A 12,805-nucleotide genomic window follows, 5' to 3' on the forward strand; every position below is an offset into this window, starting at 1 on the left:
TTCCTGGCCTACTACAACGCCCGCAGGCCTCACTCGGCACTGGGCTACAAGCCTCCAGCATCCCGGCTCTCCGGGAACAACCTATTGCAACTCAACAGTTAGCTCACATCATCTTCGCGAGTTCGAACATCACCGCCGTACCCAGGGCCTCGCGAATGTTGCCGCGCCCCACCTTGGCCATGGAAAACTCGCCGAAGCCGGACATGTCGAACGAGCTGTCGTCGGGGGAGATTTCCACGAAGGGCAACTCAAACACCTCGCGCAGCACATCGCGCTGGAACGCATCGAACTCCTCGTCCTTCAATTCGGAATCGACCACGATCAGGTTCGGCATGCGGGCCTTGACCGCGTCGCGCGCCTGCCGGAAATCGACCACGCTGTCCGAAGAAATGCCGATTTCCCGCAACGCATCGCGCACGTCTGCGCGAATCTGGAGGCTGGGCGAAATGGTCAGCACGTAGGTGCCCGCCAGCGACTTGAACATCGACGACTGTTCGTCAGACAGATCCACGGCCGAGATACCGTCCACGGCCTGGACCGTGCGGGCAAACAGGGCGGTAAAGGTCACGCCCTCTTCGTTCATCTCGCGTTCGACTTCGATACCCCCAGCGGCCGCGGCAATCTGCTGGATCAGCATCCAGCTGGAGTTGTCGGGCGACGCGGCACTGGACGGCGGCACACCGTCGTTGGACACGCGCATCAGCAGGCGCGTGTGTTGGGGCCACTGGTTGAGATCCAGCCGCACGTCGACCCGGCTGCCGAAAGGCAGCCCCCAGTCGAGCACGGCGTTCACAAAGGTGTGCGCCACCGTCGGATCGATCAGAACCTCCAGCGGCTTGAGCTTGCGCCGCAGGGCGATACCCAGAATCGACAGCTCCTGCTTGCGCTCCTGCAACACCCCTTCGACCAGTTGCGCCATGTCCACCTTCTCGTGCGACTGGCGAATGCGACCACTGTAGAAACGGACGATCTGCTGGGCGGTGATGCCCGCCTGCTTCACGCGCTCGGCCGGCACCGACAGAACGCGGTGTTCCAGTTTGGAAATGCGCTCCTTCGCCAGCAGCAGATCGGCTTGGTGCTGCAGGGCACTGACACTCTCGGTCAGCTGGTTGGCCAGGCTGGCCAGCAACTGCGGCCAGTGCTCATCCAGGGACCAGGATTCCTTGGCGTTGCCGGCGGCGGCGGAACTGCCGGTGCTGTTCTTGTTGGACGTGGACATGATGAGGGCAACCCTGGAGGAAAAGAAAAATGGTCAGTGGCCGGCCCGGCCGTCGGCACGCGAAGACGCGCACCGAGAACTCCTCCGGTGCGCGCTCACCCAGACATGGCCGGCATTCTGAGAACCCGAGTTCAACACAACTCACTCTGGTTATCAACAAATGGAAACACCCGGTACACCGTCTGACAACGATAGTTTTAAGGCGAAGATTACCCGATCACAGCCCAAAACGGGCGCGACTGCGGCCCATTTGCCACAATCGGGCCATGCAGATCCCCGCCCCCTACCCCCTTTCCCGCCCGCGCCGGCTGCGCCGTGACGCCTTCACCCGCGACCTGGTCCGCGAACACCGCCTCAGCCCTGCGGATTTCATCTACCCCGTCTTCGTGCTGGACGGCCATCAGCGGCGCGAAGCCGTCGCGTCCATGCCTGGCGTGGAACGCCTGAGCCTGGACCTGCTGCTGCCGGTGGCCGAGGAGTGTGTGGCGCTGGGCATTCCCTACATGGCGCTGTTCCCGGTGATCGATCCGTCGCTCAAAACACCCGATGGCGCTGAAGCAGCCAACCCGGAAGGCCTGATCCCGCGGGTCGTGCGCGCCCTCAAGCAGCACGTTCCCGGGCTGGGCATCATGACCGACGTGGCCCTGGACCCGTACACCAGCCACGGCCAGGACGGCGTGCTGGACGAGAACCACTACATCGTCAACGACGCCACCGTGGCCATCCTGGTGAAGCAGGCGCTCACTCAGGCCGGAGCAGGTGTGGACATGGTGGCCCCGAGCGACATGATGGACGGCCGCATCGGCGCGATCCGACAGGCACTGGAAGCCGCCGGCCTGGTGCACACGCGCATCATGGCCTACAGCGCCAAGTACGCCAGTGCGTTCTACGGCCCGTTCCGCGACGCGGTCGGCTCGGCCGCCAACCTGGGCAAGGCCGACAAAAAGGTCTATCAGATGGACCCCGGCAACAGCGACGAAGCGCTGCGCGAGGTCGCGCTGGACATCGCCGAAGGCGCGGACACCGTCATGGTCAAACCCGGCATGCCGTACCTGGACATCGTGCGCCGTGTGAAAGACGACTTCCACATGCCGACCTTCGTCTACCAGGTCAGCGGCGAATACGCCATGCTCAAGGCCGCGGCCCAAAACGGCTGGCTGGACCACGACGCGGTGATGATGGAAAGCCTGCTCGCTTTCAAGCGGGCCGGCGCGGACGGGATCCTGACCTACTTCGCCCGCGACGCCGCCCGGCTGCTGCGCGGCTGAAGTCTCCACCATGCGGGTCTTCAGCATCCAGCCGGGATCCGTCACGGAAACCGGCGCCCTGCCCGAACGGCTGCCGGAGCGCGGCTATGTGTGGATTGCCTGCGGCCGGCGTGAATTCGAGCTGGAGCAGGCGCACGTACAAACCACGCTGCAGGTCTTGGGCGGCGTGACCCTGGTGGATCTGCACGTCTCCGACCTGCTCAACAACCAGTTGCCTTCGCACTTCGACTACACCTCGCAGTACGACATCCTGGTGTTCCGCCGCCTGGCCGCCGGCCACAGCGAAACCGACCTCGCACACCCGGGCCAGCCGCTGACCCAGCCGACCCGGCGCAGCGGCCCGCCTGTGCTGCGGCGCATCGACACCAGCCCCGTGGGCTTCGCGGTCTTCGACCGCGTGCTGCTGACGGTGCACCCGGCCGGCTGCACGGTGCTGGAGCATTACGCCACCCGCCTGCTGGCCGCCGCCAGCGCCGCCTCGCGCGCCGCCGGCGTGCAGATGCCCGTCGGGCCGGCCGACCTGATGCTGCGCATCGTCAACCAGATGGTGGACGGCTATCTGGACCTGCGCCGCGAACTCACGCGCCAGCTCGACCACTGGCAAAGCGAGCTGCTCAGCCCCAGCGCCCGTTTCACCAACTGGGGATCGCTGCTGGACGCACGCATCTCCCTGCACCAGCTGGACGAAATCTGCGAAGACCAGCGAGCGGCCATCCAGGACTGGATCGAGGCCCTGGCCAACTGGGACGTGATCGAAGGCCAGAGCGACCACTTTGGCGGCCAGCGCGGGCTGGAACTGCTCAAGGTGCGCAGCCGTGACGTGCTGGAGCACATCGAGCGGGTGGTGCACCACGTGCGCCGCCTGGAGCAGAACGCCGAGACGGCGGTGCAGATGCACTTTTCGGCCCAGAGCAACCGCACCAACGACATCATGCGGGTGCTGACGGTACTGACCGCCATCTTCCTGCCGCTGAACCTGATCGCCGGCATCTTCGGCATGAACTTCGAATTCATCCCGTGGCTGCACGCCAGGGACGGCTTCTGGTGGGCGATGGGCACCATGGGCCTGATCGCCACGGTGCTCACCGGCCTGTTCTGGCGCAAGCGTTATCTGGTGCGCAACGCCAGCCGCTAGACCCGCCGGGCCTCAGCCCAGGTGACGGGCCAGGAACGCCAGCGTGCGCTCGCGCGCCAGCTTCGCCGCCGGGGCGTCGTAGGAGCCCCGCTGGTCGCAGTTGAAGCCGTGGTTGGCCGCGTAGACGTGTACCTCAACACCCGGCTGCGCGCGCTGGAACGCCTGCACGGTGTCGAGCGGGATCCAGTGGTCCTGGTCACCAAAGTGCGCCATCACGGGCACCTGCGGCACGCGGGCCGCCTCGGCTTCGGTGGTCATGCCCCCGCCATAGAACGGCACCGCCGCCGACAGCCCCGGCAGCAGGCAGGCCGAACGCCAGGTGAGCAGGCCGCCCCAGCAGTAACCCAGCACGCCCACCTTGCCGGCCGAAGCCGCGTGGGCGATGGCGGCCTGGATATCGGCCAGCACGCCCGGCGCGGGCAAGGACTCGACCGCCGTCTTGAGCTCGAAGCCGGCCTTCATGTCGGCCTCGGCGTAACCGAGTTCGACGCCGGCCTGGACGCGGTGGAAGGTGGACGGCGCGACGACGAAATAGCCCTCGGCAGCGTAACCGTCGGCCACCGAACGGATGTGGCTGTTGACCCCGAAGATTTCCTGCAGCACGACCAGACCGCCTTTGGGCGTGCCTGAAGGGGCAGCGGTGTAGGCCGGGAAGGTAAAGCCGTCGGCGGCGGTCAGATCGATGAAAGCACCCATGAGGTCTCCTGGTTCAAACAAAAAAACGGGGGGCCGACCTCGTCCGGTCGGCGACGTACACGCCCGAGCGGCTTCGGTTAAGGTCGGCAGCAACGACGGTGGGCCCGTTGGCCAGCCACCGATTATTTGCAGGAGTGCCTTCATGGACAAGATGCAGGGTCATGTGCTGCTGGTCACCGGCGGCAGCCGGGGCATCGGTGCGGCCACCGCCCGCCTGGCCGCACAACGGGGCTGGGCGGTGGCGGTCAACTACACCGCCAACTCGCTGGCCGCCGACGAGGTGGTGCGTGCCATCCGCGCCGAGGGCGGCAACGCCATCACGGTGCAGGCCGACGTGGCCGACGAGGCGCAGGTGCTGCGCATGTTCGACAAGGTGGACGCCAAGCTCGGGCGCCTGACCGGTCTGGTCAACAACGCCGGCGTGGTCGACGTGAGCGCACGGGTCGACGAGATGAGCGTGGCGCGCTGGCGTCGCATGTTCGACATCAACGTGATCGGCAGCATGCTGTGCGCCCGCGAAGCGGTGCGCCGCATGAGCACGCGCCACGGCGGCGAGGGTGGGGCCATCGTCAACCTCTCCAGCGCGGCCTCGCGCCTGGGCTCGGCCGGCCAGTACGTGGACTACGCCGCGGCCAAAGGTGCCATCGACACCTTCACCCTCGGCCTGGCGCGCGAAGTGGCGGCCGAAGGCATCCGCGTCAATGCGGTGCGCCCCGGCCTGATCGAAACCGGCATCCACGCCTCGGGCGGCCTGCCCCACCGCGTGAACGACCTCAAGCACCAGGTGCCCATGCAGCGCGGCGGCACCGCCGAAGAGGTCGCCGAAGCCATTCTCTGGCTGCTGTCACCAGCCGCCAGTTACACCACCATGAGTCTGCTCGACGTTTCCGGAGGACGCTGATGACCGCTACCACGCCCGAACAAAGCCCCCACATCAAGCTCTGGTGGGAAGACCTCGAAGTGGGCCAGACCCGCGACCTGGGCAGCCTCTCGCCCACGCGCGAAGAGATCATCGCCTTCGCCAGCCAGTTCGACCCCCAGCCCTTCCACCTGAGCGAAGAGGGCGGCAAGGCTTCGGTATTCGGGGCACTCAGCGCCAGCGGCTGGCACACCTGCGCCATGGCCATGCGGCTGATGGTGACGAACTTCCTGCACGAGTCGTCCAGCCTGGGCTCGCCCGGCCTGGAGAGCCTGAAGTGGACCAAGCCGGTCTACCCCGGCGATGTGCTGCGCCTGCAATCGACCATCACCGAAAAGCGGCCCATGAGCAAGCGCCCCGACGTCGGCCTGGTGCGCACGCTCTGGGAGATGTTCAACCAGCATGGCGACAAGGTGCTGCACATGGACGGCTACGGCATGTTCCGCCGGCGGACCGTGGCCCCGCCAGCCGACGTTGCGCCGCGCGCATGAACTTCCGCTGTTCCCGCGCACGCGGGGGCCCTGCGACCGCACAATAGCGGCATGGACTTCAAGCCACTGATCACCCTGCTGGCCATCGTCAACCCGCTGGCGATCGTGCCTTTTTTCATTCATTACACGCAGGGTTTCAGTGCCGCGCAGCGGCGGCGCACGATCCTGATTTCCTCGTTCAGCGCGTTTGCGGTGATCGCCACCTGCGCGCTCGTCGGTCTGCAGGTGCTGGCGTTCTTCGGCATTTCCCTGGCCAGCTTCCAGGTCGGGGGCGGCATGCTGCTGCTGACTTCCGCGCTGTCCATGCTGAACGCGCAGCCGGCCGAGGCCAAGACCACCCAGCGCGAGGTGGAGGACGCGGCGGCACGCGACTCCATCGCCGTGGTGCCGCTGACCATTCCGCTGCTGACCGGGCCCGCCACCATGTCCACGGTGGTGATCCACGCCGACCAGGCCAAGACGCTGCTGCAGCACGCGGCGCTGGTGGGTTATGGCGTGGTGGTCGCCCTGGCCACCGCGCTGTGTTTTGCGCTGGCGCGCCCGATCTCGCGCGCGCTGGGTCAGACGGGCATCAACGTCATGACACGGCTGATGGGGCTGATCCTGGCGGCCCTGGCGGTGGAAGTGATGGCCGACGGCCTGGTCAAGCTGTTCCCGGCGCTGAGCTGAAGCGCCGCACGGCCCCCTCCGTCAACTTTGGGCTTGGCCGGTCAGGGCCGACGGGCCGCTGTTTTCCGCCGCGTGGCGGGTCAGCACGTCGCAGGTCAAGCGGATGTGGGCCTCCAGCGCCAGCGCGGCACGCGCCTCCTGGCGCGCCAGCGCAGCCTTGTAGATCGCCTCGTGCTCGGCATGCACGTCGCGCTCGAAGAAACGGGCTGCGCCCATGCGGATCGCCACCTGGCGGTAGCGCTCGCCGTGCCGGTAAAGCACGCCCAACAGGTGGTGGGTCCACTCGGAATCGTGGGCCGAGATCAGCACCTCGTGAAAGCGCTTGTTGAACCCTTCCCACAGCACCGGGTCCATGTCGCGGCCGGCGCGTTCGGCGTGACTGAGGGCATCGAATGCGGCCGCCAGGCGCTGCTCCCAGGCCGCGTCACCGCGTCGGATGCTCTGGCGCAAGGCCTCGGTTTCGAGCATCACGCGCGTGTCGGTGAGATCGCGCAGATCGTTGAGCGAAATCGGGCTGACGCGGTAGCCGCGCTGTCCTTCGGCCGTCACCAGCGCGTCCGACAGCAGCAGGGCCAGTGCCTCGCGCAAGGTGCCGGCGCCCACCCCGTAGACGTCCTTGAGGTGCTCGACCCGCAGCCGCTCGCCCGGGCGCAGGTGCCCCCGGATGATGTCCTGGCGCAGGGCCCGGTAAGCCCGTTCGACCAGCGTGCGGGGTGCCTCGGCATCGGGGCCCGGGGCGGCATGTTCGGCCAAGGCGACGACAGCGCTCATGCATCCTCCTGCAGGGGGTGGCGCTTGAGCCGGTAGGCCAGTTGGGCGCGGGTGATGCCGAGCAGCCGCGCCGCGCCCGACAGATTGCCCCCGCTGCGCTCGACCGCGAGGTTCAGCACCATCGTTTCCAGTTCACCGATCGGTGTACCGCTCTCCAGAATGCGTGCGCACAGGGCTTGCTCTTCGTCCGTGCTGCGCCGCGCCAGACGACCGCGCGGGTCGAGCCCGTCGTGCGAGGGCGCGGGCTGGTTCGGAAACAGGTGCTCGACTTCGACGAAGCCGCCCTGTGGCGCCAGGATCACGCCGCGCTCGATCAGGTTCTCCAGTTCGCGCACGTTGCCCGGCCAGTCGTGGTGCAGCAGAGCCTGCAGTGCGCGGTCACCGAACCCGGCCACGCGTTTGTGGTGCAGCGCCGTGAAGCGCGACAGCAGGTGGCGCGCCAGGGCCTCGATGTCCCCCGCGCGTTCGCGCAGCGGCGGGATGCAGATCGGGTAGACGTTCAGGCGGTACAGCAGGTCACGCCGGAACAGCCCCCGCTCCACGGCCCCCTGCAGATCGACGTTGGTGGCGGCCACCAGCCGCACATTGACCCGGCGGCCCGTTTCGCCGCCCAGGCGCTCGATCTCACCGTCCTGCAGCACGCGCAGCAGCTTGGCCTGCGCGGGCAGCGGCAGGTCACCCACTTCGTCGAGGAACAGGGTGCCGCCATCGGCCCGCTCGAAGCGCCCGGCACGGGCGTTGTGCGCACCGGTGAAGGCGCCCTTCTCGACACCGAACAGCTCGGCCTCGATCAGCTCGGCGGGCAAAGCGGCACAGTTCACCGCCACGAACGGCCCGGACGCGCGCTCCGAATGCGCGTGCAGCGCGCGCGCAAAACGCTCCTTGCCCACCCCGGTCTCGCCGGTCAGCAGCACCGTGACCTGGGTGCCTGCCGCGCGCTGCATCAGGTCGTGCGCGCCGCGAAACGCCGCCGACTGCCCGATCAGCATGCCGCCCGACTCGCTGGGTACCAGCGAGGTCTTCAGCGCCTCCACCTGCTGGCTCAGCGCGTCGATGGTGTCGAGCAGCGAGTCGTCCTCGAAGTAATGGCGGTGCGCCTCGCCATCGGGCCAGGCGTCGATGGGCTTGCCCTCGATCAGGCAGTGGTCGTCGCCACAGGCTGCGCAGCGGATTTCCTTGAACAGGATCAGCCGGCCCATGAACGCACTGGTGTAGCCGCTGGCGTAACCGAGCAGGGTCCAGCAGGCCGGCTCGTCGACGACGCCGTAGGTCATACGGTGGGCGTGGGCCTCCCAGGAGTCGTCCCAGCGGAACTGGCCCTCGAATTCGCCCGCTTCGATGTCGGCCTTGAGGTTCACCGGCGTCACGCGCGCCGCGCCTTCGAGCATGTGCAATTGCGGCCCGACCATGAACATGTCTTCCAGTCCCTGGCTGCCGCGAATCTGGCGCGCAAAGCCCGCGTCGTGCAGTCCGCAGGCATAGCCCATGCGCGTCAGCAGCCGCCGCGCATGCTCTTTGCCGACCGAGCGGATCAGGTCCTGGCGCAGCGCCGACAAGGCCGCCGTGTGCAGCAGCAGCATGCGCCGCTCACCCAGCCAGATGGCGCCGCTGTCGGCTTCGAAATGCAACAGGCGGCGCAGGTCGCTGTCGCTGGGATAGGTCAGGGCATCGTTCAAGCGTGTTGTCTCCGGAAGCCCCCGGGGCATGCCGGGGTGGCAGGGGGCTGACGCCCCTCTAATCTCGATATTTTCAGGACAAGCCCCTCGCCACGCAAGCATGGCCCGCGGGCACACCGCAGCCCACTTCATCAAATGATCAAAGCCGGCCCGGGAGCGTTTGATCATTTGAAGACGCTGCATTGCAGCAATGTGGATATCTCTGCGCCGGGCGCCCGCGAAACCGCCCGAATGGGCCGCAAACCTTCAGGGTATTCCCTCGAATATCGAGATTTTTGGGGTGTCTGTGGCCCCACTGGCACACCGCGTGCAAACACCCCGGCCCAACCGGATCTGCCGCCATGCCCACAGACACCCTCACCCCCACCCTGCCCGCCGTCGACACCTCGCTGCGCTTCGTGCGTGTGCTCGAACGCCTGCCCGGTGGCCTGGTGAGTTTCGAGTTCGCCATCGGCTGGCCCGAGCTGGCGGTGGAACTGCTGCTGCCCACCGCGGCCTTCGACACCTTCTGCCAGGCCCACCAGGTCCAGCGGCTCGACGAGGCCTGAGCGCCCTTTTCCCCCACACAACCACACGGAGACACACAACGATGAACATCGACCTGCAGGCGCGCGAGATCACTCCCCTGCGCAACACCTATGCGCACGTGGCGCAGTACATCGGCGGCGACAAGGTGGCCTCGCGCTACCAGGAAGCCACGCTGGGCGCACAGACCATGGCCAACTTCCACTACCGGCCCACCTGGGATCCGCAGCACGAGCTGTTCGACGCCTCGCGCAGCGCCATCCGGCTGGCCGACTGGTACGTGCTCAAGGACCCGCGCCAGTTCTACTACGCCACCTGGACCATGACCCGCGCGCGCCAGCAGGACGCCATGGAATCCAACTTCGCCTTTGTGGAAAGCAAAGGCATGGCCTCGCTGATGAGCGATGCGCTGCGCGAAAAGGTGCTGCGCGTGCTGCTGCCGCTGCGCCACGCGGCCTGGGGCGCGAACATGAACAACGCATCCATCTGCGCCTACGGCTACGGCACCGCCTTCACCGCACCGGCCATGTTCCACGCCATGGACAACCTGGGCGTGGCCCAGTACCTCACCCGCCTGGGCCTCACCCTGGCCGAACCCGACGCGCTGGATGAAGCCAAGCAGGCCTGGCTCGACGCCCCCACCTGGCAGGTGCTGCGCCGCTGCGTGGAAGACAGCTTCATCGTGCAGGACCCGTTCGAGCTGTTCGTGGCGCAAAACCTGGCGCTCGACGGCCAGCTCTACCCGCTGATCTACGGCAGCTTCGTGGACGACGAGGTGGCCCTGCAAGGCGGCACCGCCGTGGCGATGCTCACCGCCTTCATGCCCGAGTGGCACGACGAGACCGCGCGCTGGATCGACGCCGTGATCAAGACCGCCGCCGCCGAGTCGGACGACAACCGCCGCCACCTCTCGCAGTGGGTGCGGGCCTGGGGCGAACGTGCGCAGGCCGCGCTGGAACCCGTGGCGCAGCTGGCCCTGGGCGAGCGCGGCCAGGCCGCGCTGGAAGAAGCCCGCCAGGCCATGAACGCCCGCGCCACCAAGGCCGGGCTGGACCTCAACGCCTGACCCGAAACGACGACCACCCCGAGGAACCCCCGCCATGTCCAACGTATTCATCGCCTTCCAGGCCAACGAGGAAGCGCGACCCGTGGTCGAAGCCATCGTGGCCGACAACCCCGACGCGCAGATCGTGCACTCGCCCGGCCTGATCAAGATCGACGCCCCCGGCCAGCTCACCATCCGCCGCGAAACCATCGAAGCGCAAACCGGCCGCCCCTACGACCTGCAGCAGCTGCACGTCAACCTCGTGACCCTCTCGGGCCACATCGACGAAGACGACGACCAGCTCACGCTCAGCTGGAGGCATTGAGAGATCACCCCCCTGCGCCGCTGCGCGGCTTCCCCCTCTCTGGCGCCTTCGGCTGGGAGGGGGGACGCTCCCTGTGGCCCGGCGAAGCCGGTTCCACGGGAGCCCTGGCCCGAAGCCGTGCACACCGTGTTGGCACTTTGAAACGATTAGGAGACACCGATATGGACACCCGCGTCACCAAGAAAAAACTCGGCCTGAAAGAGCGCTACGCCGCCATGACCCGCGGCCTGGGCTGGGAGACCACCTACCAGCCGATGGACAAGGTCTTCCCGTACGACAAGTACGAAGGCATCAAGATCCACGACTGGGACCAGTGGCAGGACCCCTTCCGCCTGACCATGGACGCCTACTGGAAGTACCAGGGCGAGAAGGAGAAGAAGCTCTACGCGGTGATCGAGGCGTTCGCGCAGAACAACGGCCAGCTCGGCGTGAGCGACGCGCGCTACATCAACGCGCTCAAGCTCTTCATCCAGGGTGTGACGCCGCTGGAGTACTACGCGCACCGCGGCTTCGCGCACGTGGGCCGTCAGTTCACCGGTGAAGGCGCGCGGGTCGCCGCGCAGATGCAGAGCATCGACGAGCTGCGCCACTACCAGACCGAAACGCACGCCATCAGCCACTACAACAAGTACTTCAACGGCATGCACCACGCGAACCACTGGTTCGACCGCGTGTGGTACCTCTCGGTGCCGAAGTCGTTCTTTGAAGACGCCATCACCGGCGGTCCGTTCGAGTTCCTGGTGGCGGTGAGCTTCTCGTTCGAATACGTACTGACCAACCTGCTGTTCGTGCCCTTCATGTCGGGCGCGGCGCACAACGGCGACATGTCCACCGTCACCTTCGGCTTCTCGGCGCAGAGCGACGAGTCGCGCCACATGACGCTGGGCATCGAGTGCATCAAGTTCCTGCTGGAACAGGACCCGGGCAACGTGGCGATCGTGCAGAAGTGGATCGACAAGTGGTTCTGGCGCGGCTACCGCCTGCTCACCCTCGTGGCCATGATGCAGGACTACATGCTGCCCAAGCGCGTGATGAGCTGGAAGGAAGCCTGGGAGATGTACGCCGAGCAGAACGGTGGCGCGCTGTTCAAGGACCTGGCGCGCTACGGCATCCGCGAGCCCGCCGGCTGGAAGCAGGCCTGCGAAGGCAAGGACCACATCAGCCACCAGGCCTGGAACACCTTCTACAACTACAACGCCGCCGCACCCTTCCACACCTGGGTACCCAGCGCCGAAGAGATGGACTGGCTCTCCGAGAAATACCCCGAGAGCTTCGACAAGTACTACCGCCCGCGCCTGGAATTCCTGCGCGAGCAGCAGCAGGCCGGCAACCGCTTCTACAACAAGACGCTGCCGATGCTGTGCACCACCTGCCAGATCCCGATGCTGTTCACCGAAGAAGGTGACCCTTCCAAGATCTGCTACCGCGAGAGCGACTACTTCGGCAACAAGTACCACTTCTGCTCCGACCACTGCAAGCACATCTTCGACGACGAACCCGAGAAGTACGTGCAGAGCTGGCTGCCGGTGCACCAGATCTACCAAGGCCATTGCTTCAAGCCCGGCACCGACCCCACGAAGGAAGGGTTCGACCCCCTGCTGGCGGTGCTCGATTACTACGAGATGGACGTGGGCCGGGACAACTTCGATTTCGAAGGATCGGAAGACCAGAAGAACTTTGCCGCCTGGAAAGGAGCCGCGAAATGAGCGTTGTTGCCCTCACCGACTACGACTTCCCGATGAAGGACGTGCGCGAGAACTTCCCCGCGCCCCTGCTCTACATCGGCTGGGAAGACCACCTGCTGTTTTGCGCGCCCTTTTGCCTGCCGCTGCCGCCCGACACGCCCTTTGGCGCGCTGGCCACGGCCGTGCTGCCGGGCATCTACGGCTACCACCCCGACTTCGCCCAGATCGACTGGAGCAAGGCCGAGTGGAGCAAATCCGGCCAGCCGTGGCAGCCCGATCCGGCCAAGTCGCTGGCCGAGAACGGTCTGCAGCACAAGGACGTGATCCGCTTTCGCACGCCGGGCCTGACCGGCATCCAAGGCAGTTTCAGCTGATCGTTCC

15 protein-coding genes are annotated in these 12,805 nt (G+C 66.6%); 11 read left to right on the plus strand and 4 right to left on the minus strand.

Features of this window, described 5'->3' with window-relative positions:
- On the plus strand, positions 1-102 hold a 102-nt coding region (locus QQK43_RS15455; protein ID WP_284308486.1), incomplete at its 5' end, for an integrase core domain-containing protein.
- 1 nt (position 103) lies between these two features.
- Here QQK43_RS15455 and QQK43_RS15460 read toward each other — a convergent pair.
- Positions 104-1,219: a hypothetical protein gene (locus QQK43_RS15460; protein WP_234264701.1), complete on the minus strand. Its 1,116-nt coding sequence runs from the start codon at positions 1,217-1,219 to the stop codon at positions 104-106.
- A 266-nt stretch (positions 1,220-1,485) separates the two neighbouring features.
- Here QQK43_RS15460 and hemB point away from each other — a divergent pair, with 266 nt between their 5' ends.
- The gene (hemB, locus tag QQK43_RS15465) at positions 1,486-2,487 is read left to right on the plus strand and encodes a porphobilinogen synthase (protein WP_284308451.1); all 1,002 of its coding nucleotides are present in this window, start codon (positions 1,486-1,488) and stop codon (positions 2,485-2,487) included.
- Between the two features lie 10 nt (positions 2,488-2,497).
- On the plus strand, positions 2,498-3,622 hold the full coding sequence (locus tag QQK43_RS15470) for a magnesium transporter CorA family protein (RefSeq protein ID WP_284308452.1): 1,125 nt from the start codon (positions 2,498-2,500) through the stop codon (positions 3,620-3,622).
- 12 nt (positions 3,623-3,634) lie between these two features.
- On the opposite strand, the gene QQK43_RS15475 is transcribed toward QQK43_RS15470, so the two are convergent.
- A complete protein-coding gene (locus QQK43_RS15475; protein ID WP_284308453.1) occupies positions 3,635-4,318 on the minus strand; it encodes a dienelactone hydrolase family protein in 684 nt (227 codons plus the stop codon).
- A gap of 142 nt (positions 4,319-4,460) precedes the next feature.
- Between QQK43_RS15475 and QQK43_RS15480 the strand changes: the two genes are divergently transcribed.
- The 3 genes from QQK43_RS15480 to QQK43_RS15490 are packed head-to-tail and all read left to right on the plus strand — an operon-like array spanning position 4,461 to position 6,397.
- Positions 4,461-5,219 carry an SDR family oxidoreductase gene (locus tag QQK43_RS15480; protein ID WP_284308454.1) on the plus strand — a complete coding sequence of 253 codons (759 nt, stop codon included), beginning with the start codon at positions 4,461-4,463 and terminating at the stop codon, positions 5,217-5,219.
- The gene (locus tag QQK43_RS15485) at positions 5,219-5,728 is read left to right on the plus strand and encodes a MaoC family dehydratase (protein WP_234264696.1); all 510 of its coding nucleotides are present in this window, start codon (positions 5,219-5,221) and stop codon (positions 5,726-5,728) included. Before QQK43_RS15480 ends, QQK43_RS15485 begins: the two co-directional genes overlap by 1 nt.
- A gap of 51 nt (positions 5,729-5,779) precedes the next feature.
- On the plus strand, positions 5,780-6,397 hold the full coding sequence (locus QQK43_RS15490; RefSeq protein ID WP_234264695.1) for a MarC family protein: 618 nt from the start codon (positions 5,780-5,782) through the stop codon (positions 6,395-6,397).
- A 21-nt stretch (positions 6,398-6,418) separates the two neighbouring features.
- Here QQK43_RS15490 and QQK43_RS15495 read toward each other — a convergent pair whose 3' ends face one another.
- Both QQK43_RS15495 and QQK43_RS15500 read right to left on the minus strand, forming a co-directional pair.
- On the minus strand, positions 6,419-7,168 hold the full coding sequence (locus QQK43_RS15495) for a GntR family transcriptional regulator (protein WP_284308455.1): 750 nt from the start codon (positions 7,166-7,168) through the stop codon (positions 6,419-6,421).
- Positions 7,165-8,844, minus strand: a complete 1,680-nt coding sequence (locus QQK43_RS15500; protein ID WP_284308456.1) for a sigma-54-dependent Fis family transcriptional regulator — start codon at positions 8,842-8,844, stop codon at positions 7,165-7,167. The genes QQK43_RS15495 and QQK43_RS15500 overlap by 4 nt, the downstream gene beginning before the upstream one ends.
- A 341-nt stretch (positions 8,845-9,185) precedes the next feature.
- Between QQK43_RS15500 and QQK43_RS15505 the strand changes: the two genes are divergently transcribed.
- From QQK43_RS15505 to QQK43_RS15525, 5 genes are all read left to right on the plus strand, one after another.
- Positions 9,186-9,392 carry a phenol hydroxylase subunit gene (locus tag QQK43_RS15505; protein WP_234264692.1) on the plus strand — a complete coding sequence of 69 codons (207 nt, stop codon included), beginning with the start codon at positions 9,186-9,188 and terminating at the stop codon, positions 9,390-9,392.
- A gap of 41 nt (positions 9,393-9,433) precedes the next feature.
- Entirely contained in the window at positions 9,434-10,435 is a 1,002-nt protein-coding gene (locus QQK43_RS15510) for an aromatic/alkene monooxygenase hydroxylase subunit beta (protein ID WP_284308457.1), read from the plus strand.
- Between the two features lie 34 nt (positions 10,436-10,469).
- The gene (locus QQK43_RS15515; protein ID WP_234264690.1) at positions 10,470-10,739 is read left to right on the plus strand and encodes an MmoB/DmpM family protein; all 270 of its coding nucleotides are present in this window, start codon (positions 10,470-10,472) and stop codon (positions 10,737-10,739) included.
- 161 nt (positions 10,740-10,900) lie between these two features.
- Positions 10,901-12,445 (plus strand): aromatic/alkene/methane monooxygenase hydroxylase/oxygenase subunit alpha, encoded by a 1,545-nt coding sequence (locus QQK43_RS15520; RefSeq protein ID WP_284308458.1) that lies wholly within the window; start codon positions 10,901-10,903, stop codon positions 12,443-12,445.
- The gene (locus QQK43_RS15525) at positions 12,442-12,798 is read left to right on the plus strand and encodes a phenol hydroxylase subunit P4 (protein ID WP_234264688.1); all 357 of its coding nucleotides are present in this window, start codon (positions 12,442-12,444) and stop codon (positions 12,796-12,798) included. The genes QQK43_RS15520 and QQK43_RS15525 overlap by 4 nt, the downstream gene beginning before the upstream one ends.
- Positions 12,799-12,805: the final 7 nt, after the last annotated feature.

It is taken from the genome of Hydrogenophaga electricum, from assembly GCF_030160815.1.
GTDB lineage: Bacteria > Pseudomonadota > Gammaproteobacteria > Burkholderiales > Burkholderiaceae_C > Hydrogenophaga > Hydrogenophaga electricum.

Excerpts from the sequence above, each read along its gene's own strand:
- QQK43_RS15525 (WP_234264688.1), top strand. The coding sequence starts at position 12,442 with ATGAGCGTTGTTGCCCTCACCGACTACGACTTCCCGATGAAGGACGTG.
- QQK43_RS15470 (WP_284308452.1), top strand. The coding sequence starts at position 2,498 with ATGCGGGTCTTCAGCATCCAGCCGGGATCCGTCACGGAAACCGGCGCC.
- QQK43_RS15475 (WP_284308453.1), bottom strand. The coding sequence starts at position 4,318 with ATGGGTGCTTTCATCGATCTGACCGCCGCCGACGGCTTTACCTTCCCG.
- QQK43_RS15510 (WP_284308457.1), top strand. The coding sequence starts at position 9,434 with ATGAACATCGACCTGCAGGCGCGCGAGATCACTCCCCTGCGCAACACC.
- QQK43_RS15520 (WP_284308458.1), top strand. The coding sequence starts at position 10,901 with ATGGACACCCGCGTCACCAAGAAAAAACTCGGCCTGAAAGAGCGCTAC.
- QQK43_RS15490 (WP_234264695.1), top strand. The coding sequence starts at position 5,780 with ATGGACTTCAAGCCACTGATCACCCTGCTGGCCATCGTCAACCCGCTG.
- QQK43_RS15460 (WP_234264701.1), bottom strand. The coding sequence starts at position 1,219 with ATGTCCACGTCCAACAAGAACAGCACCGGCAGTTCCGCCGCCGCCGGC.
- QQK43_RS15495 (WP_284308455.1), bottom strand. The coding sequence starts at position 7,168 with ATGAGCGCTGTCGTCGCCTTGGCCGAACATGCCGCCCCGGGCCCCGAT.
- QQK43_RS15505 (WP_234264692.1), top strand. The coding sequence starts at position 9,186 with ATGCCCACAGACACCCTCACCCCCACCCTGCCCGCCGTCGACACCTCG.
- QQK43_RS15515 (WP_234264690.1), top strand. The coding sequence starts at position 10,470 with ATGTCCAACGTATTCATCGCCTTCCAGGCCAACGAGGAAGCGCGACCC.
- QQK43_RS15480 (WP_284308454.1), top strand. The coding sequence starts at position 4,461 with ATGGACAAGATGCAGGGTCATGTGCTGCTGGTCACCGGCGGCAGCCGG.
- QQK43_RS15485 (WP_234264696.1), top strand. The coding sequence starts at position 5,219 with ATGACCGCTACCACGCCCGAACAAAGCCCCCACATCAAGCTCTGGTGG.
- hemB (WP_284308451.1), top strand. The coding sequence starts at position 1,486 with ATGCAGATCCCCGCCCCCTACCCCCTTTCCCGCCCGCGCCGGCTGCGC.